This window comes from Gaoshiqia sp. US2, from assembly GCF_059705485.1.
Genome location: NZ_AP048550.1, coordinates 2,423,793 through 2,443,772 on the forward strand (window position 1 = coordinate 2,423,793; position 19,980 = coordinate 2,443,772).

Here is a 19,980-nt window from a genome sequence, read left to right on the forward strand (position 1 = left end):
GGTGTAAGTCCCTATACGCTGGGGTAACGCCCGGAAGTATTAGCAAGTGACAAGCTGGTTGCTGGCGACGGCAGCAGTGAAGGAAGTCAAACGGCAAAATCCGGTACTGACGAACAGAAACGTGATATGAGGCATAGTTATTCGGGTAAGCAAGCACATCATTGTAACGCCCCAAGAATACCAAAAGGGTCACTATGTAGATCACGCAGGCATTGGAGGAAGGGAAAAGCTTTTACCAGGGGAGATCTCACCGTCCACGTGTTGGCTGTGGTGAGAAGTCATCCGGCAGCTGCCGGACATAGTAGCTATCGGTAACGAGCCACGAATAGAAACCGTGGAGGTCTCACCAGATAGTGAAGGACTGAACGTTGGGTTGTCTCGAATTCGATAAGGAGGTCCAAACTTCGAGTTTGCCAGCCTTATCCTAAACAAAGACAGAGGTACTATTGGTGTAAAGAGCGATAGTGTTGATACCTGATGAACCGCCGTGTACGAGACCCGTACGCACGGTGGTGTGAGAGGCGCACTCCGTCAGCTAATTACTGGCGGAGCCGTCTACTCGATTAGCGGTTCGGTTTTTATAAGTAGTTATAGTTTAAATAGTTGTATTGATAAAAATATTAGTAATACTGGAATTGCAATACACATTATTGCTTTAAAAAAAGATAGTTGATATATCTTTCTCAGACCATAAATAGTCCAGATAAATATAAATAATTGAGCTAATAAATTTAATAGTTTAAATACCTGAATCCTTTTATCTTTTTCAAGATAAGATTTTATTAAAGACATATTATTTTCATTCTCATAAATTAGGGCATATTTATAAAATAGTTCGTGAGAAAAATAATAAGTTAATACGGAGACAATTAAAAGAGGCAAAAAACCATATCCAATGTGAATAAATAATTCCTTAATTGATAATTGACCATCAAAAACCAATGCCATTAGATGTGCGATACTTCCAATTAACAAGAAGAAAAGAATTACAAACAAAGATGTTAAAGTTGCATTCGTATTATTTAAAATAGATGAGAATTTGGATGAATAATTTGATAAAGGAAAATATATCCCAATTTCATATTTTAATAATCCTAAAACTAACGAACATGCCAATACTATAAAAACTGATAGAACAAGGTTGGAATTTATTTTTATTTGCATAGGTGTTCAGATAAAGTATGGAATGCTTCTATGTATGCTGATGAAATAGTCAGTATAATCGAAATAATTGATAGTTTTATATAAATAATGAAATCGGACTTTGTGACCGATTTCCCCTTAAGTAACTTTAAAAACATAAATGTTGAATATAACCCTGCAGAGACGGAAGTCCATAATCCGATTAACTCAAAAATTCCATGAGGAATAATATTAAGCCTGAATAATTCATAAACTTTAAAAAGGTGAATATTTGATTTTTTCAGCCGTGGGATTTAATAACCCATATGCTGAAAAGAAAATTTGTTGTCTGCGATTGTTTTCGATTGGTCATTTTAGAGGTTGGCCTGTTTAGTTTTAGACCAAAAATTGTGTGTATTTTCTTCACAGAACATAGGTATTTTATCTTGTGCTTTGCAAGTGCCTGATTAATATGTATTTTTGAATATAGTTGGGTTGTTGCTAACGGCGCAACTGTCCGATTTCGAGGAAGTAATTCTCAAGCAGTTTGGCTTGCGGGCATGAAGCTGGAAATTCCACTTTTATTTTTGTCTTCATTTGTCTAACCTGGGCAGCAATTTTAATGAACCTTTCACGTAATGTCTTCATCGTAACAGCTGCCAACCCCTTTGTTTTTAGCATGTTCTCCTGCAACGAGTGCATCAGCACATAAGCGGCTGAATGCAAGAATAACCTGAACTGATTGGCATAAAAGCTATTGCACGACATCCGGCCTGATTGCAGGTAGTTTTTGTGGTCTTTGATATTGAGTTCCATCCTGCCCCGTCCGCAGTACCCTTGTTCGTAAAGTGCCTTTGTCCGGTATTCCCAAAGGTCGGTTACAATAAAACGAATATTGGATCCTTTGCTTGTCACTTCGATTTTAACAATCACGCGTTGCTGGTTTTCCCAACTACCCGCTTTGTAGCCAAATGAGTGATAACGCTTTATGGGTTTGGCATATCTGGCAAATTCATTTTCGCAACTCTTTACAAGAGTTTCAACACTCGAATTCAATACGCTGTTTCCGGTCAAGCCAGTTATAAAATGGATATTGGGTTGTCCAACGCACCAGTCCATCAACTCTTTGCTGCAAAAGTGGCTGTCGCCCCGAACAATGATCACCGTATTTTTCCACGATTTGCGCAAATGGGCAACAAGCCTTTTGAGTATCCCAAAAACATTGGCACTTTTGCTGCGCCTGCCTGGTTTGAGTATGGTGGTAATCAGTTTTCCCGACAAGCCTTCATAAATGTGAAGGGGCATGTAGCAATACTCTCCGTAATAGTTATTGAACAGGGTTAACTGCTGCCCCCCGTGGGTATCAATGTTGGTGTCATCGCAATCGATAATAATCACAGGAGGTTCCGAAGGGTAGGATTCAATAAACTTATTGGCAAAGGCATACGCGATGTTGTACAGTTCACTGGCTCTTGGGGTGTTCTCAAAACGGGTCATAGTTGATTGAGATGCCAAGGCATTCCCTGTCATGGGCAAACGTCCAACACTCATTTTCAGGATCGTGTCATCGCGCAAGGTATTGCAATCATTGGCATCTTCATATCCAGCAACAATCTGATATACCCGCTGTGCAGCAATCTCTTCCAAAGAGTGGTCAACATAGCTTTGATGCCGGGTGTCCTCAATACAAGTAACCAGCGACTTGATGATGCCAATCCGGCTCTCGATATCTTTGACCAACAGCAAACCACCATCTGAAGAAATCTCAGATGCAGTAAAACTTACCTCAATACGCTTATTGTCAATTGGTTGTAAATCGAAGAGTTTTCCCTGGCAAATTGCAACGTCTGTTTGCTTGTCCAGAGTTTTTTCGGTAATTTTATTTTCTGAAGAGCTCATGGAAATACGGTTGTAAGACGCTGTAAGATAGTAATTTATCTTTAATTTTCGTGAGCTTTTCTTCGTTTTTGTGAATTATTCAGGTAAGGGCTATATCTTGACTAGTAATCCCATGGGTTAAAGTGTTTGATATTAAATATCCTAATGAATATCCATTTAACGCAGTACTTATAAGAGATAGTACTCCAAAACTAGTAAAACCAATAATATTGAATAAAACTATAATAATGTTGTTTTCTAATATTATTCTAAACGCATGAATGGAACTTTTAAAATCTAAAGTATTAGGTTCAGCATTGAGACTGGTAGTATTTGGATTAAAATCTGAAGAAATGCCAAATAGGAAAAATAAAGACCATATCAAAATAGGCATTAGAATTATCCAAAATTTTAGTTTGGTAGAGAGCATATAATGGGTAAAAAAAAGCATTAGCTGGATTAGCTAATGCTTTTTTAAACTATAGTCCAACACCTAGACCAACAGCTGCTCCAACGGGACCACCAAAAACTGACCCCCATAATAATCCTTGCAATGCGCTTTCAACAGCAAAGGAAGCACCGAGGAATAATTGTGCCTCATCACTTGCACCTTTTTTGGCTGCTAAATAAGTAATGCCTGCTCCAACTTGTTCAATTTTTGGAGGATTTGATTGAAAATACCCAATAGTTAGAGTAATGGTCATTACTAAAACTAACGCTAATGCTTTAATTTTTTTCATAGTTTTTATTTTTAAGAGTTAATTTTAATGTATTACGTGTTATTAAAGTCGCAGCAAAAAGAATTGAAACCTCTAACAGACCTGTAATAATTACAATTTCCATTAAATAAACTTTTTTAGTGAGAATATGGACAACAACAGCTAACCCAACAGTTAAAGCTGCAGTAAAACCCGAAATTCCACCAATAATACTTAAAGTTTTCTTTTCTGGAAGTAGCTCTTCTCCGCAACTAGGGCATGTTATGTTTTTGAAGTTTGAAACAAAAACGAACTCTTTTAAAGGAATTGCATTTCCACAGTTTGGACAATTATTCATCTTTTTTTCAATTTTAATTTAACTCAACACAATAATAGTATACATATGTGAAATATTATTTCACAAACAAATAATTTATTCAAATTCTTTGAAATTAATTTCAAATTTCCCATCTGTTAAGTAATAAAAAGATTTTATTTTTCTACAATAATGAATAGGAGCTCCCATATTTTTCATGTGATTCAAGTAGTTGTAAGTCATTTTTCTTGAGATTTGAAGTTTCTCGCTAAGTTCTTGAGCGTTACCTGTTGCTTTTAATCTAATTAATCTATCAATCCGTTTTATTCTGTTTATTTCATCTATTAATGCCATGGTGTTTGAGTTTTAATTTAAACTGACCGCTAACGGTCACGTGGTCGAGTAGGCAAAGGGAGTTTCACCCTAAGCCTCTCACAGAACCGTGCTTGATAGTCTCCCATCACACGGCTCTTGTTATACGAATCTATGCGTTACGTTACGAAAATCCTAATCTCCATTGATAAAATAAGCCCGGAAATTTTTCTTTCACTCGTTTTAACCATTCGTAAGCTTTGTTCAAGCTGGTTTTGTAACGCTTGTACCGTTTGCGTGCCCACGTCACTATGTGCCTGCGGAGCAGTTGAAAAATTGGATTTAATGCACTTATCCTGAACTTACCATAGTAGTTGCACCACCCTCGAATAAAGGGTTCGAGGTGTTGGGCTACCCCGACTATGCTTTTGTGGCTTAAATGTTTAATATCCAACTCTCGCATCTTTTCGGCTATGCGTTTCTTCGATTTGATACTTATGGCACAGTCGAACCCAAGAAATAAGTTTCCTGTTCGCTTCGACTTTGTAGGGCGTGGCTGAAATGAATACCCGAGAAAATCGAACTTTACCAGTTCATGGCTTTCATGCCGCCTATAGTCTTTACAGTAAACCAGCTTCGTCTTTTCGGGGTGCAATTCTAACCCGCAATCCTTCATCCGTTTGCTCAAATTCCGCAACACATATTCTGCCTGCTGTTTGCTCTTGCAATGCAATATGGCATCATCGGCATAACGCGCATATTTTACTGTTGTGTGGGTTCGCTCTAACCATTTGTCCATGTCGTAATGGAGAAACAAGTTGGCAAGCAGCGGGCTTATGACTCCTCCCTGTGGCGTGCCTTTGCCTTGCTTAGGGACCAGTTCTCCCGATCCGGTGAGCACGGGCATCTGCAACCACCGCTTGACGTACAAGATGCACCACTTTTCACTCACGTGTTTCTCTACTGCAAGCATCAGTTTGTCATGGTCGATGTTGTCGAAGAACCCTTTTATGTCGAGGTCGATTACCCAGTCTGTGGTTCTGCAGTTTACCCGAACCTCAGCCAGCGCCTGATGGGCATTCCTGTCTGGTCGGTACCCGTATGAATGCGGACTGAATATCTTCTCGAACCTCGCCTCAAGGTAATCTTTGACGACCATCTGCGCCACCCTGTCGCTGACGGTCGGTATCCCGAGCTTGCGGATTTTCCCGTCGCTCTTGGGTATCTCGACCTCTTTAACGGGCGGAGGAAAATAACTCCCCGATGCCATCCTGTTCCAAAGCTTGTACAGGTGTTTCGACCTGTCGCCATCGAACTCCTCAATGCTTATTTGGTTTACACCTGCACTCCCTTGGTTAGAGCGTACTTTCTTATAAGCCTCCCAAACCATGGTACGACTTATCGGTACTGATTTTGTCTCATTCCATAAATTCATCCTCTTGCGAGTTGGTATATGTTACTCGACTGTATAACTTGTCCCCTTCGCTTCATTTCCATTACAGAAACTTCTTCACTACTACGGGACAATCCGTCCCTGCACCAAACTTCGGTTTCTCGCCTCTGGGGTGTTCCCATTGTACGCCTCCCTTCGCATTTCGATGCAGGTTCCCGAGTTCCGTAACCGAGCCTGAACATAGGTCTTGTCGCCTGTATGACGCCTGCCGTATAGCCGGTAAACAGTTATCCGCTATACTTGTAACCCCGTTTCATACTCCGTGGCTTTTGACAGGTTGTGGCAACTTCTCGACACCTCTTCGACGATTCACTTGCGTTCAACTCCTAATGTTCCTACCTGATTATCTCTTGGATAATCTTTTCCAAATCGCTCAGCACCAAAGCTCTTTACTTCAGCACCATTTGGTGGTTTGCCTCCCCCGACTGTACGGCGAAGGCGGTGGGTCAACTTAAAACTGTTTTCACCATCTCGAATTACAGCATGCAGAACGTTAAATATTACCGATGTTCTGCTTCTCGGCACACTATGAAATCGTTGGGGATTGCGGGCTACTAATCTGTCCAGTTACACCGAACTTGATGCGGGGCAGAACGCTTTCCTTACCGCCTAAACCCCAATGTTTTATACCGCGTGTGTGCGCCCTGCATAAGCAGCGCGCACACTTGTTGTAAGCTCTGGAAAAAGTTTAAAAATACAAATAAACTTTACATAGTAGCGAAATAACAAGTGTGTATTTTTCCAAAGGGTGTAAGTCCCTATACGCTGGGGTAACGCCCGGAAGTATTAGCAAGTGACAAGCTGGTTGCTGGCGACGGCAGCAGTGAAGGAAGTCAAACGGCAAAATCCGGTACTGACGAACAGGAATCTGATATGAGGCTATTAAACGAGGATAAGCAAGCACATCATTGTAACGCCCCAAGAATACCAAAAGGGTCACTATGTAGATCAGGCAGGCATTGGAGGAAGGGAAAAGCTTTTACCAGGGGAGATCTCACCGTCCACGTGTTGGCTGTGGTGAGAAGTCATCCGGCAGCTGCCGGACATAGTAGCAGCCGGTAACGAGCCGATGAATGAATCGGAGGACTCACCGAGGTAGTGAAGGGCCGAACATTAAGATGTTCCAAATTCGTCAGGGAGGCATTGCCAGCCCTGTCTTAAGCGGAACAGGGCAACCGAATAAAACGAAAACGGGAATGATTGAACAGGTACTCAACCGGAGGAATATGATGCGTGCTTACCGTCAGGTGGTGTCGAACAAAGGTTCGGCAGGCGTTGATGGTATGCCGGTGAAGGAACTATATGCCCACCTGACCACTAACAGGGAGCAGATAGAATCCGAAATCCGGCAAGGGAAGTACCAACCACAAGCCATTCGAGGGGTGGAAATCCCCAAAAGCAACGGTAAAGTCCGCCTGTTGGGCGTACCTACCGTAACCGACCGGATGCTTCAACAAGCCGTTGGTCAGGTTTTAGCTGTCAAATTTGAGATGGAGTTTGAAGATTACAGCTATGGTTTCCGGCCTAACCGCAATGCCCGGCAGGCCGTGTTAAAAGCGCAGGAATACATCAACTCGGGCTATCAGCATATTGTTGATATCGACCTGAAAAGCTTCTTCGATGAAGTAGACCACTGTATTTTACTGCAATTGATCTACAGGAAGGTCAAATGCCCGCTCACGCTACGGCTGATCCGCAAATGGCTGAGAGCGCCGATTCAAATCAACGGCAACTTGGTCAAGCGCCGTAAAGGCGTGCCACAGGGAAGCCCGCTTAGCCCGCTGTTGTCCAACATCATGCTCAATGAGTTGGACAAAGAACTGGAAAAGCAAGGATTTCGCTATGTGCGCTATGCCGATGATTTTAGTGTGTACACCAACAGTAAAACGGCAGCCTGCAAGATTGGCAACAGCATTTTCCTGTTTCTAAAGGATAAGCTGAAACTGCCCATCAACCGGGAGAAAAGCGGCATCCGCCGTCCGGTCAACTTCAAGGTTTTGGGCTACGGATTCGTACCCACTTACCGAAAAGGGGAGAAAGGCAAATACCAACTGGTTGCAAGCGAAAAGAGTTGGAAATCACTCAAAGAAAAGCTGAAAACGATCACCCGAAAAACCACCCCGATGAGCTTCGACGAGCGCATCCAAAAGCTCAAAGAAGTCTCCCAGGGTTGGCTTAATTACTTCCGGATGGCCAGTATCCAGGTCAAACTGAAGGATATCGACGGGTGGCTGAGGAATCGCCTGCGGTACTGTATCTGGCATCATTGGAAAAAGCCGGAACGGAAACGAAAGAACCTGATCCGGTTGGGTGTTTCACCCGAACAGGCCTACCAATGGAGCCGTTCGCGAATGGGGGGATGGGCTATTGCCCAAAGCCCGATTCTGGGAACGACCATTACCCTGGAGCGATTGCGAAAAAGAGGTTATCAGGCGTTGCTTACGTATTACGAGAAAGTTGCCCCATATCTTAATGAACCGCTGTATACGAGACCCGTACGTACAGTGGTGTGAGAGGCTCTCCCCGTCAGCTAATTACTGGCGGGGCAGTCTACTCGATTGGTGCCTGGCAATCTATTCACCATTAAGTCTTAAGATTTCTTCAATAATATTTTCTGATACCCGAAAATCCGTTGATAATAATTTATCAATCAAAGGTTTTACCTTATCAATAACCGATATTTGCTTGGCTTTATGAATAATTCCGAGTGCTCCAGTTATCTTAAAGTTAAGTCGAGTTGCTAATTTTCTCGCTTTTAAGTCATCAAGTAATAATAAAACATCTTCATACTCAGAAGCTAATGCAATCGCGCTTGCCTCTCCATAATCAACTTGGGTTTCTAAGAAAACCTGATATTTCTTGTCAGAAACTGGTTGAATCTTGATCCATTCAGGCAATTTTTCTCCAAATTCTTCTGCAATTTCAGGAGTTGTGATCAACTCTCTATACACACTCTTTAAAAGATTAAACTCGTCAATCTTTTGAAACAGTATTAAAGTGCTGGTATCTGAAATAACAATCTTAGGCATTTGCTATATCAGAATGTAAATCAGAAATGGAAGTACTAAAGACTGAAACACCATATTTCCCAAGCATTTCAATAAAAGCTCGCTTTGTCAACCCTACAATCTGCGCAGCCTGTCCGGAAGAAAGTTTAGAGTCCTCATAAAGTTTAGCAGCAATTATCATTGAAAAATCATAGTCTTTCATATCAACATTGTCTGGTATGCTTATTTGAATAGTCCTCATAATCATTTATTTTCTCAAAAATACAAAATCATTACGTCTTTCTGTAATTTAGTACGAAGTTTTTTGCTTGGCGCTAACGGTCGGCGGGTCGAGTAGGCAAAGGGAGTTTCACCCTAAGCCTCTCACAGAACCGTGCTTGATAGTCTCCCATCACACGGCTCTTGTTATACGAATCTATGCGTTACGTTACGAAAATCCTAATCTCCATTGATAAAATAAGCCCGGAAATTTTTCTTTCACTCGTTTTAACCATTCGTAAGCTTTGTTCAAGCTGGTTTTGTAACGCTTGTACCGTTTGCGTGCCCACGTCACTATGTGCCTGCGGAGCAGTTGAAAAATTGGATTTAATGCACTTATCCTGAACTTACCATAGTAGTTGCACCACCCTCGAATAAAGGGTTCGAGGTGTTGGGCTACCCCGACTATGCTTTTGTGGCTTAAATGTTTAATATCCAACTCTCGCATCTTTTCGGCTATGCGTTTCTTCGATTTGATACTTATGGCACAGTCGAACCCAAGAAATAAGTTTCCTGTTCGCTTCGACTTTGTAGGGCATGGCTGAAATGAATACCCGAGAAAATCGAACTTTACCAGTTCATGGCTTTCATGCCGCCTATAGTCTTTACAGTAAACCAGCTTCGTCTTTTCGGGGTGCAATTCTAACCCGCAATCCTTCATCCGTTTGCTCAAATTCCGCAACACATATTCTGCCTGCTGTTTGCTCTTGCAATGCAATATGGCATCATCGGCATAACGCGCATATTTTACTGTTGTGTGGGTTCGCTCTAACCATTTGTACATGGCGTAATGGAGAAACAAGTTGGCAAGCAGCGGGCTTATGACTCCTCCCTGTGGCGTGCCTTTGCCTTGCTTAGGGACCAGTTCTCCCGATCCGGTGAGCACGGGCATCTGCAACCACCGCTTGACGTACAAGATGCACCACTTTTCACTCACGTGTTTCTCTACTGCAAGCATCAGTTTGTCATGGTCGATGTTGTCGAAGAACCCTTTTATGTCGAGGTCGATTACCCAGTCTGTGGTTCTGCAGTTTGCCCGAACCTCAGCCAGCGCCTGATGGGCATTCCTGTCTGGTCGGTACCCGTATGAATGCGGACTGAATATCTTCTCGAACCTCGCCTCAAGGTAATCTTTGACGACCATCTGCGCCACCCTGTCGCTGACGGTCGGTATCCCGAGCTTGCGGATTTTCCCGTCGCTCTTGGGTATCTCGACCTCTTTAACGGGCGGAGGAAAATAACTCCCCGATGCCATCCTGTTCCAAAGCTTGTACAGGTGTTTCGACCTGTCGCCATCGAACTCCTCAATGCTTATTTGGTCTACACCTGCACTCCCTTGGTTAGAGCGTACTTTCTTATAAGCCTCCCAAACCATGGTACGACTTATCGGTACTGATTTTGTCTCATTCCATAAATTCATCCTCTTGCGAGTTGGTATATGTTACTCGACTGTATAACTTGTCCCCTTCGCTTCATTTCCATTACAGAAACTTCTTCACTACTACGGGACAATCCGTCCCTGCACCAAACTTCGGTTTCTCGCCTCTGGGGTGTTCCCATTGTACGCCTCCCTTCGCATTTCGATGCAGGTTCCCGAGTTCCGTAACCGAGCCTGAACATAGGTCTTGTCGCCTGTATGACGCCTGCCGTATAGCCGGTAAACAGTTATCCGCTATACTTGTAACCCCGTTTCATACTCCGTGGCTTTTGACAGGTTGTGGCAACTTCTCGACACCTCTTCGACGATTCACTTGCGTTCAACTCCTAATGTTCCTACCTGATTATCTCTTGGATAATCTTTTCCAAATCGCTCAGCACCAAAGCTCTTTACTTCAGCACCATTTGGTGGTTTGCCTCCCCCGACTGTACGGCGAAGGCGGTGGGTCAACTTACAACTGTTTCCACCATCTCGAATTACAGCATGCAGAACGTTAAATATTACCGATGTTCTGCTTCTCGGCACACTATGAAACGTGCCGGATTGCGGGGCTACGTCTGTATCCGCCGTTGCAAAAGCTTGAGGCGGTACGAAACGCTCGTAAACCCACTGAAACCGGCATGTTTTATGACCGCGTGTTGAACTAAATCCCTACGGGATAGCTTTTATCTTTATTTTTTTTGTCTCACTATTTTGATGTTTCTAAACTTTAAAATTTTCATAGTCTAATTGTGATTCTGTATTTTCGATTAATCGCTATATTTGTGCTTTAAAGATTCATTTATATTCTTTTCTCTTTCACCTGAAACACCATTCAAATTAACAATATCCCCAAAACGGTCATTAAGTATATAGATAAAAATTCTGCAATTAGGGCCGGGGTGTAGTTCAACACCGACTCATCGCTGGGTCTTGCAGACCGCTCAGAGTCCTATTTATTAGCACACGTTATTATTTTATATAGTCTATTTTAACTCTAATGTCATACGAACCAACCTTCATATTTCCTGGCAGGGTTTTCAGCTTTGTAGAAAATTTAAGTAAAACAAGAATCTTATTTGACTCATTCTCCCATCGAAGCCGATAAAAGTATCCATCTCCTGAATCAGTCTCCTCGATGGTAGTCGGTTTACCATATTTATTTATCAATTATTGTTTAATATCTTTATATTTCTTCAAGTACTCTTTCTTCCGTTTTATTTCAATTTCAAATTTATCTCCATCAGTCTTTAGTTCAAGTTAAAAACCCACGTTCTCTGAACGTGGTCAGAGACGTTCCACGGGTTTGCCTGTAAAACGACTCATATTTACCTTTAGAAGGTTGTCCCCACAACCAAAGAAAGGAAAAAACAATGAGTCGTTTTAAGAAGTTGTCGCATGCGATCTGGCATTGCATGTACCATATCGTATGGACCCCTAAATATAGGTATAGAATATTGAAGGGAGAAATCAAAATTGAAGTGGAACACTGCATCAAGGCTTTCTCGGAGCAGAAAGGCTGTATTATTGAGGAGTTGAACGTACAGGAAGATCACGTACATCTGGTTTTGATGGTTCCGCCGAAAGTCTCTATTTCTGACATGGTTGGGATTTTTAAAGGACGAACAGCAATTCGGCTGTTCAACAAATATAAGAGCTTGAAGAGCCGCCCCTATTGGGGCAATCATTTCTGGTCAAAAGGCTACTGTGTGGATACAGTAGGACTGGATGCGGAGATGATCAAGAGGTACGTCAAGTATCAGGAAAAGAAAGATAAACGAGAAGAAGAAAAGTAGTCATTAACCTGTGGGGACAACAACTTTTACCTTCTTTGAGGGTAAAAGCAAATTACCCCTTCCAGGGGTTATCCCAAAGCCACATCCTTTGGGTGTGGATTTTTACTTTTTTTTTGATAAATTAGCCTTGCCGATCCTGCTAACTTCACAACCGATATGGTATGAGAAAATATGTAACTATCGTCTTCCTCATCCTTTTAAACGTTTCGTTTGCGTATTCCACACTGCAAACTCCGGATAGAGTAATCATTGGAAATGATACGATTTTTTTACGGAAATCTCCTTTTGAAACTGAAAATGAGTTTAATGAAATAATCGGGAAAATAGTGGGTGACCATGCATCGTCGAACTGTTGGGATAAATTCCGGGGAGAGTGGCAGATAATCGACAATAAATTGTATCTGACCGACCTAAAAAGCTGCGAAAACGGGAATAGTTTGATTGCAGAGTATGAGAAATTTTACGGAACAAATAAAAATGATAAGGGTTATTTATCTACCTGGGTTAGCGGTACCTTTTGGGGAGAATCCGGCCCTTTTATCGACTTTGATCTCAGCTCATACGCTGAAACAGAAACTAAATTGACCATCAGGAACGGAATAGTGATCAACAGACATGACTGGAAAGCAAAAAAATGTTTTGAAGGAAATTGGGAGACTTATCTTTCAGAATATATTTACAGGAACATTAACTGGGACTTATTTGACGAATCTGCGCTTATTAGGACCGCGATTGACTTTTATTTCTATACGGACAAAAACGGGAAGATCATCACCACTGAATTCAAGATCTTTGATTTCGAATAAAAGTTTAAGGATGAAATGATTAGGCTGCTTGATCGGTTATAGATTGCTGGAACCAATATTATTATTACGGGGAACCAATAACTGATTTAATGTTACTTCATTTGGAGTTTGATCATAAGAAGAAGACGTATAAGCAGTGAATCATGCAGTATCAGATAGAAACCTAAATCAATGTCAACAAGATGAAACAACTATTTTTCTTTTTTGCCATTTTATTGAGTTCGGTTACCGTAAGTCTGGGGCAGGATCTTTTGCCGGTACGCGGTTTTTGCATCGCCGCGCCCAGGGTTGATGAACTCGATCGTTTTGTGCGTTTTGTCGATGAGGAATTGGCTCCCCGCGGGGTGAATGTGCTGGCGCTCAGGGTCGACTACAATTACCAGTTTAAAAGTCATCCCGAACTATGCGACGACAAGGCATTGTCGGAACCGGACGTGAAAAAGCTGGTGGAGGTTTGCCGGAGAAACAACATTCGGCTGATTCCGCAAATCAACTTGCTGGGACATCAATCGTGGGCTTCTGTGCCGGGTAACTTGTTAAAAGTATATCCGCAGTTCGATGAAACGCCGCATGTACAACTTCCTGAAAAATACGAATGGCCGAACGCCGATGGGCTCTATTGTAAAAGCTATTGCCCGCTTCACCCGGAATTACACAGCGTGGTTTTTGACTTGGTCGATGAAATTTGCGAGGTATTCGAAGCCGATGCCTTCCATGCCGGGATGGACGAGGTGTTTTACCTGGGCGACGATAAATGTCCGCGCTGCAGTGGCTGCGACAAAGCGGAATTGTTTGCCGGGGAGGTCAATAAAATTCAAAACCACCTGGCGCAGAACAACCGGCAGTTGTGGATATGGGGCGACCGGCTGCTTGATGGCAAAACTACCGGCATGGGCATGTGGGAAGCCAGTATGAACAACACGCATCGGGCTATCGATCTGATTTCGAAAAAGGTGATAATCTGCGACTGGCATTACGAGCGTCCGGATAAATCGGCTGTGTATTTTGCCATGAAAGGTTTTCACGTAATTACCTGTCCGTGGCGAAACCCGAAGAATGCCGTGCAGCAAACCCGCGATCTGTTTCAGTTCAGGCAATCGGCCACCGAGGTGATGAAAGACCGTTACCAGGGAATGATGCAAACCGTTTGGTCGGGAGCGGGGGCATTTTTAGACGAATTTTATCATACGGCCGATACCACGGCAAATACTCCGTCGAATTGCTTCAGGCAGATGTTTCAGGAGATAAAGAGCCAGCTACGCTAACATTCACCCGGAGCCGGGTTAAAAACCTTCGGAATATGCAGCATTTCCGGAGAATCTGCGTATATAAACCGGGCATCGTATGCAGCGGCGCAGAATTTTTTGGAAAGATTGCTGCAACCTGCCGGTTAAACCGGGATCGTTGAAGCCCATGAGGTACCGCATCTTATCAGTTAAACAGATAAAACAAATGGGTCATATCGTGGAGTCCGGCCTCCATATTCAAAAACGGGGCGAAACCGAAAAGCCAGATGAGTAGGAAAACTAAATCGTACCATGATGAAAAAAGCGCTGTTCTTATTGGTTCTGATTATCTTGAGTGTCAGCCTTTCCGGGCAGGACACCGAGCGAAAAGGCTTTATTGGACTAAGCCTGGGACCCGCCTTTCCGGTTGGCGATTTTGCCGACAATTCCTTGACCAATGGCGATGCTGGCTATGCTAAAATTGGATTAAACCTTTGCCTGGTTAACTTTGGGTACAAATTTGGAGAAAACTTTGGCATCGCCGCGTTATGGTCGGGGTCGGCCCATAACTTCGATATTGCTGGAATTGACGGCACCTGGGCATACGGCAGCCTGATGGCCGGGCCGATGATGTCGATGCCGGTAAGCGAAAGGCTGGATTTTGACCTGAAATGGATGATCGGGTTTGTTTCGGCGACTTTTGAAACGAATGATTTTGGGGAGGAAGACGGAGAAGGATTTGGCTGGGATCTTGGAGCATCGCTTCGGTATCACTTTACCGAAAAATGGAGCTTTTTAATCAATGCCGACTATTTCTCGGCAAAACCGGAGCTTGAATCTTACGGGGTGAGTAGGAAACAGAAAATCACAGCGATTAACCTGAATATCGGGTTTGCTTACCGGCTGAGATGAGTTTGTTTGAAATGGCTTTGCTCGTTGAGCGCAGATGTGGAGAAACGACGAAACAATCTGTTTATACAACCGAAAACAGACTGCTTCGCGATTCTCTCAAAGTTGTTTTTTGCAAGTCTCTTTTCTATCTCCGTTTCGCGGAATAAAGATCAGAGCGCTTTTATTTCATTACTGAGCTTTTGCAGCGTGTCTTTGGCATTGCCAAATAACAGGCGGGTTTTGGGATCGAAAAACAATTCGTTTTCAATACCAGCGTAACCTTTCCCGCGGCCGCGTTTCATCACAATGATGTTTTTGGCTTCGTGTGCCCGGATGATCGGCATTCCGGCTATCGGACTTCCCGGGTCGGTTATGGCTGCCGGGTTGACCACGTCGTTGGCGCCAATTACGACTACTACATCCGTGTTGGGCATATCGGGGTTAATCGATTCCATTTCCACCAGTTGTTCGTAAGGCACATCGGCCTCGGCCAGCAGTACATTCATATGTCCGGGCATTCGTCCGGCAACCGGGTGGATGGCATAACGCACATTCACCCCTTTCGAGGCCAGCAGCTCGTCCAGTTCGCGGCAGGCATGCTGCGCCTGGGCCACGGCCAACCCGTAACCGGGAACAATAACCACGCTGCGGGAGTAGCTCATCAGGATGGCGGCATCGCTCATCGTGATTTCTTTCATTTCGCCCTGTTCGCCGGTTCGGGCAGTTCCGCCACCTCCAAATGCGCCAACAATCACATTCAGCAGCGAGCGGTTCATGGCTTTGCACATCAGTACCGTCAGGATTGTTCCGGCAGCGCCAACCAAAATTCCGCCCAAAATCATTGCCTGGTTGTTGTAAATAAAGCCGGCCATGGCCGCGGCAATCCCGGTAAAGCTGTTTAGCAGCGAAATTACCACGGGCATATCGGCGCCGCCGATCGGCATGACAAACATTACTCCGTAAACGAGCGAAAGCCCCATCAGCAGGTAGATGGCCCAATTCAGCGCCTCGGGTGTCTGGCCCGAAAACATCATCCAGGCGGCCAGGCCAAAGGTTACGATCAACAAGACGATGTTGACGTATTTCATCAGGCCCGAACGGATATCGCCGACTTTGCCGTCGAGTTTGCCGTAGGCGATCATACTGCCGCTGAATGCCACGGCTCCGATAATTAATCCCAATAAGGTGACCAGTACCGAGCCGATGTTACTCATATCGGCGTTTGGAAATTCGAGCAGGGCCACCAACATGGAGGCGGCGCCGCCGGTAGCGTTGTAAAACGATACCAGCTGCGGCATGGCGGTCATCTTAATTCGTCGTGCAACCATCCAGCCAACGGCCGAACCAAGGCCGATGGTGGCGAGAATGATCCAGACATTTGCCAGGGGGATGCCGCTTCCGTCGCCGTTTTTGTGGAGCAGGAGGGTGGTCAGCATACCCAGCAACATACCCGAGGCCGCGTAGAAATTTCCCCGGCGGGCCGAATCCGGATGACTCAATAATTTTAACCCGAATACAAACAGCAAGGCCGCCGCCAGGTAACTTAACTCAAGTAAGGTTGCCCCAATGGTAAAGGGCATACCGTCTAATGTTCCGATTGTTTTATCCATCATGCCCTCCTGTCTTTCTTCTTTTTAAACATTTCGAGCATGCGGTCGGTGACCACAAAGCCGCCGACAACATTGAGCGTACCGAAAAAAACGGCCAGTATGCCCAGAATGAGTTCGGCAGAAAGGCGCGACGCATCGGCATGGCCAACCAAAATGATACCGCCAATAATGATGACACCGCTGATGGCATTCGCACCCGACATAAGCGGCGTGTGCAGCACCGAGGGCACGTTGGAAATCACCTCAATCCCCAAAAAAACGGAAAGGGCAATGATGAAGATGGCTTCTTTGTAAGTAAAGAAAAACTGAAGTATTTGTTCCATAGATTATTCAATTACAGATTTGACACGTTCGTTGTAAATTTCGCCCTGGTGGGTAATACAGGTTCCGCGGACGATTTCGTCGTTAAAGTCCAGTTTCAGACTGCCGTCGCCGGCAATCAGCAGTTCGAGAAAGTTGCTGACATTTTTCCCGAACATTTTACTGGCATCTTTAGGCATTTGGGCGGGGTAGTTTGATTGTCCGATGATGGTCACGCCATGTTTCACGACCGTTTTATTGTCTTCCGAAAGCTCGCAGTTACCGCCGGTTGAGGCAGCCAGGTCAATAATGACCGAGCCGGCCTGCATGCCGGCCACTACTTCTTTCGAAATCAGTAAAGGCGCTTTCCGACCCGGGATTTGGGCCGTACAAATGATCACGTTGGCTTTTACCGCATGTCTGTTAATGGCTTCCTGCTGACGTTTTTTGTATTCTTCGGTTTGTTCTACCGCGTAACCGCCCGCCGCGACATCTTCTTTGGCTCCCTCTACTTCCACGAAGCGGGCGCCAAGGCTCATGACTTCTTCTTTCACGGCCGAACGTACGTCAAACGCTTCAACCTGCGCCCCCATCCGGCGGGCAATGGCTATTGCCTGCAAGCCTGCAACGCCTGCTCCCAGCACCAATACGTTTGCCGGACGAATGGTTCCGGCAGCCGACATAAACATCGGAAAGAAAGAGGGCAGGTGCATGGCTGCATCCAGCACTGCTTTGTAGCCGGAAACAGTAGATTGGGATGAAAGCACATCCATCGCTTGCGCCCGTGTCGATCGGGGAATAGTATCCATGCTGAAACTGGTTAATTTCTTTTCCGCAAACTTTTTAACCAGCCCGGTATTCCACAAAGGCTTGTATTCGCTCAGCCAAATTTGCTCCGGTTTTAACCGGTCGGGCAAACTGTTGTCAGGCTCGGAAACCTGGACAAGCAGATCGGCCTGTTCCAATACCTCCCCGCGCGAAACCACCTTGGCACCGGCCTCTGCATACGATTCATCGGCGGCAAATGCTTCGGCTCCGGCTCCCTGTTCAACCCAGATTTCAGTTTTCAGGGAGATCAGGTGCTTCACATGTTCCGGGAAAAGGGCCACCCTCCGTTCGGGGGCAGCATCTTTCAGGAGTCCAATAATCATAATTTATTCGATTTAAGTTGATAAAATCATTCCGGTTTTAGAAGAAGAATTTTATATGTAACGCATTAGCGGCATTTAGGTTGATTTTTTTGGTCTGTTATTCAGCCATTTGTTCAAGTATGTTTTTTACTGAATGACTTTTTAAAACCACCCTCTGATTTTTTACTCCGGAAGCTGAGAAAATGTGGAAAACTATTTTTGAAAAAAGGGAAGTTCCCCGAAGAAGAAAATATCTTTGCAGGTCAACTCTAAAAATCTAATTATGCAGACTTGGTTTGAAGTCAAGGTAAAATATGTAAAAGTTGATCAGGACGGGCGCGAACGTAAAGTAGGCGAGTCGTACCTGGTTGATGCGGTGTCGTTTACCGATGCCGAAGCGCGGATTATTCAGCAAATGCAGCAGATGATTCGCGGGGAATTTCATATCGACAACATCAAAAAATCGAACATCATTGAAATATTTCCGGCCGAGAGCGGCGAATTTTGGTACAAGGCACGCATTGCCATTGTCACGATCGACGAAAAGGCCGGGAAAGAGAAGAAAGTGAATAACCACTTTCTGGTTGCAGCCGACGATTTTAAAGAAGCCTTTCAGCGGCTGGAGGAAGGGCTTTCGTATATCCTGGTGCCTTTTCATACCACCGCGATGAGCCTGAGTACGATTGTGGATGTGTTTCCGTACTTTCAGGAAGAAACGCCGGTACAGCTTCCACCTCATATGAAACGCATAGAACAGCCACCCGTGACCGGGGCTTTTTCTGACGATGAAACGGATGAAGAAGAACCCGACGACGAGGAGGCAGACCAAGATGATGAAGAATTATCCGGACAGGAAACTTCTTTTGACGATCAGGAGGAACTGGAATAAGATGAAATGACCTGTCAACTTTTAAAGGTTGGCAGGTCAAAAGCCGTTAACGACTGAGAGACACCACAGGATACTGATCAAAAAGCAGTTATTTCCGCTGCTAGGTATTATTTGTTATAGATTGTTTCCGGAATAGAAATATTCATTCCGTGCAATACCCGGAAGAAACAAAACTGGTCACGCTTTGACGGATCAAGCATGTAATACGCTGTTGCAATCCGGCAAATGTCTTTAATTTCACTGTAGATTTCTTTGATTTTTCCTTTTCCTTCGTCGGTAATACCCTTGTTCTCAAATTCCATGTCGAAGCAACTCCGGTATGGCTGAATCTGGTTATAATACACCAGTGCTCTGTCAATCATGGAAATTGGGATTGTTTTGCTAATCAATTTCTCTCGAATTTGCGGGGTCATGTTTGTGTAGAAGCGTTCAATCAGCAAATACAGGCTATGGTAATCGCCGTTTATTGCATCACTGAACAGATCGGTAAATCCCAGTTCGTCGTAGACCATTTTTACGAATTTTGGCTCGTTTTTAAATTCGATCCGGATTAAGGCACGCAGCAGGTTAAAGTCTTTCAGCGACGTGAGCATCAGCAGGTGAGCGCGTTTGTGTTCGGCGGTTTCCACGCAAAATTCTGCCTGCAAATGGTTTATTTGGACCGATTTAATTCTCGCCTTCAGGTCATTGGCATATTCCTGAGTCCAGTCGGTGCGGATGTGAGCGAGTTCAAAGATGTTCTCGCTAAAAGATTGGGCAATTTTCAGGCAGGCCAGAAGGGTTGTATCCGCTGTGGAGCAAGTTTTCATTTCCATAACAGCTGTTTTTAAGTTGAACGATTATTGAAACCACAATAAAAGTTACAATAAA

21 protein-coding genes are annotated in these 19,980 nt (G+C 44.2%); 6 read left to right on the plus strand and 15 right to left on the minus strand.

All coding sequences use genetic code 11. From position 1 onward, the window contains the following. Positions 1–588: 588 nt before the first annotated feature. The 8 genes from AC6H3C_RS09620 to ltrA (AC6H3C_RS09655) all read right to left on the minus strand — a co-directional run bounded on the left by AC6H3C_RS09620 (position 589) and on the right by ltrA (AC6H3C_RS09655) (position 5,761). Positions 589–1,164 (minus strand): YIP1 family protein, encoded by a 576-nt coding sequence (locus AC6H3C_RS09620; RefSeq protein ID WP_497520554.1) that lies wholly within the window; start codon positions 1,162–1,164, stop codon positions 589–591. Then, positions 1,155–1,436, minus strand: coding sequence for a stage II sporulation protein M (locus AC6H3C_RS09625; protein ID WP_497521259.1), 282 nt, complete (start codon positions 1,434–1,436; stop codon positions 1,155–1,157). Before AC6H3C_RS09625 ends, AC6H3C_RS09620 begins: the two co-directional genes overlap by 10 nt. Before the next feature lie 187 nt (positions 1,437–1,623). Further along, the gene (locus AC6H3C_RS09630; RefSeq protein ID WP_497515887.1) at positions 1,624–3,021 is read right to left on the minus strand and encodes an IS1380 family transposase; all 1,398 of its coding nucleotides are present in this window, start codon (positions 3,019–3,021) and stop codon (positions 1,624–1,626) included. A 79-nt stretch (positions 3,022–3,100) separates the two neighbouring features. After that, on the minus strand, positions 3,101–3,394 hold the full coding sequence (locus AC6H3C_RS09635) for a hypothetical protein (protein WP_497520556.1): 294 nt from the start codon (positions 3,392–3,394) through the stop codon (positions 3,101–3,103). 85 nt (positions 3,395–3,479) lie between these two features. After that, entirely contained in the window at positions 3,480–3,740 is a 261-nt protein-coding gene (locus tag AC6H3C_RS09640) for a hypothetical protein (RefSeq protein ID WP_497520557.1), read from the minus strand. Then, positions 3,727–4,056, minus strand: a complete 330-nt coding sequence (locus tag AC6H3C_RS09645) for a hypothetical protein (RefSeq protein WP_497520559.1) — start codon at positions 4,054–4,056, stop codon at positions 3,727–3,729. The genes AC6H3C_RS09640 and AC6H3C_RS09645 overlap by 14 nt, the downstream gene beginning before the upstream one ends. 75 nt (positions 4,057–4,131) lie before the next feature. Then, entirely contained in the window at positions 4,132–4,368 is a 237-nt protein-coding gene (locus AC6H3C_RS09650) for a hypothetical protein (protein WP_497520561.1), read from the minus strand. A gap of 142 nt (positions 4,369–4,510) precedes the next feature. Beyond that, positions 4,511–5,761 (minus strand): group II intron reverse transcriptase/maturase, encoded by a 1,251-nt coding sequence (ltrA, locus tag AC6H3C_RS09655; protein WP_497520563.1) that lies wholly within the window; start codon positions 5,759–5,761, stop codon positions 4,511–4,513. Positions 5,762–6,897: 1,136 nt separating this feature from the next. Here ltrA (AC6H3C_RS09655) and ltrA (AC6H3C_RS09660) point away from each other — a divergent pair. Continuing rightward, a complete protein-coding gene (ltrA, locus tag AC6H3C_RS09660; protein ID WP_497520564.1) occupies positions 6,898–8,292 on the plus strand; it encodes a group II intron reverse transcriptase/maturase in 1,395 nt (464 codons plus the stop codon). 60 nt (positions 8,293–8,352) lie between these two features. On the opposite strand, the gene AC6H3C_RS09665 is transcribed toward ltrA (AC6H3C_RS09660), so the two are convergent. The 3 genes from AC6H3C_RS09665 to ltrA (AC6H3C_RS09675) form a co-directional block, all read right to left on the minus strand. After that, positions 8,353–8,808 carry a PIN domain-containing protein gene (locus AC6H3C_RS09665; protein WP_497520566.1) on the minus strand — a complete coding sequence of 152 codons (456 nt, stop codon included), beginning with the start codon at positions 8,806–8,808 and terminating at the stop codon, positions 8,353–8,355. After that, positions 8,801–9,028, minus strand: a complete 228-nt coding sequence (locus AC6H3C_RS09670) for a UPF0175 family protein (protein WP_497520567.1) — start codon at positions 9,026–9,028, stop codon at positions 8,801–8,803. Before AC6H3C_RS09670 ends, AC6H3C_RS09665 begins: the two co-directional genes overlap by 8 nt. Before the next feature lie 186 nt (positions 9,029–9,214). Then, a complete protein-coding gene (gene ltrA, locus AC6H3C_RS09675) occupies positions 9,215–10,465 on the minus strand; it encodes a group II intron reverse transcriptase/maturase (protein ID WP_497520569.1) in 1,251 nt (416 codons plus the stop codon). Positions 10,466–11,835: 1,370 nt separating this feature from the next. Between ltrA (AC6H3C_RS09675) and tnpA the strand changes: the two genes are divergently transcribed. The 4 genes from tnpA to AC6H3C_RS09695 all read left to right on the plus strand — a co-directional run bounded on the left by tnpA (position 11,836) and on the right by AC6H3C_RS09695 (position 15,202). Further along, positions 11,836–12,258: an IS200/IS605 family transposase gene (tnpA, locus tag AC6H3C_RS09680; RefSeq protein ID WP_497516157.1), complete on the plus strand. Its 423-nt coding sequence runs from the start codon at positions 11,836–11,838 to the stop codon at positions 12,256–12,258. A gap of 161 nt (positions 12,259–12,419) precedes the next feature. Then, positions 12,420–13,064, plus strand: coding sequence for a hypothetical protein (locus tag AC6H3C_RS09685; RefSeq protein WP_497520570.1), 645 nt, complete (start codon positions 12,420–12,422; stop codon positions 13,062–13,064). Positions 13,065–13,246: 182 nt separating this feature from the next. Beyond that, entirely contained in the window at positions 13,247–14,329 is a 1,083-nt protein-coding gene (locus AC6H3C_RS09690; protein ID WP_497520572.1) for a family 20 glycosylhydrolase, read from the plus strand. 273 nt (positions 14,330–14,602) lie between these two features. Next, positions 14,603–15,202 carry an outer membrane beta-barrel protein gene (locus tag AC6H3C_RS09695; RefSeq protein ID WP_497520573.1) on the plus strand — a complete coding sequence of 200 codons (600 nt, stop codon included), beginning with the start codon at positions 14,603–14,605 and terminating at the stop codon, positions 15,200–15,202. A gap of 149 nt (positions 15,203–15,351) precedes the next feature. Here AC6H3C_RS09695 and AC6H3C_RS09700 read toward each other — a convergent pair whose 3' ends face one another. From AC6H3C_RS09700 to AC6H3C_RS09710, 3 genes are read right to left on the minus strand one after another with little or no spacing between them, the layout of a single operon-like run. Further along, positions 15,352–16,794, minus strand: coding sequence for an NAD(P)(+) transhydrogenase (Re/Si-specific) subunit beta (locus tag AC6H3C_RS09700; protein ID WP_497520574.1), 1,443 nt, complete (start codon positions 16,792–16,794; stop codon positions 15,352–15,354). After that, complete coding sequence (locus AC6H3C_RS09705; RefSeq protein WP_497520575.1) at positions 16,791–17,114, minus strand: NAD(P) transhydrogenase subunit alpha part 2; 324 nt, start codon at positions 17,112–17,114, stop codon at positions 16,791–16,793. The genes AC6H3C_RS09700 and AC6H3C_RS09705 overlap by 4 nt, the downstream gene beginning before the upstream one ends. A gap of 3 nt (positions 17,115–17,117) precedes the next feature. Then, positions 17,118–18,242: a Re/Si-specific NAD(P)(+) transhydrogenase subunit alpha gene (locus tag AC6H3C_RS09710; RefSeq protein ID WP_497520576.1), complete on the minus strand. Its 1,125-nt coding sequence runs from the start codon at positions 18,240–18,242 to the stop codon at positions 17,118–17,120. Between the two features lie 262 nt (positions 18,243–18,504). Between AC6H3C_RS09710 and AC6H3C_RS09715 the strand changes: the two genes are divergently transcribed. Beyond that, positions 18,505–19,110: a DUF4494 domain-containing protein gene (locus AC6H3C_RS09715; RefSeq protein ID WP_497520577.1), complete on the plus strand. Its 606-nt coding sequence runs from the start codon at positions 18,505–18,507 to the stop codon at positions 19,108–19,110. Between the two features lie 107 nt (positions 19,111–19,217). On the opposite strand, the gene AC6H3C_RS09720 is transcribed toward AC6H3C_RS09715, so the two are convergent. Continuing rightward, positions 19,218–19,925, minus strand: coding sequence for a hypothetical protein (locus AC6H3C_RS09720; RefSeq protein ID WP_497520578.1), 708 nt, complete (start codon positions 19,923–19,925; stop codon positions 19,218–19,220). Positions 19,926–19,980 lie beyond the last annotated feature (55 nt).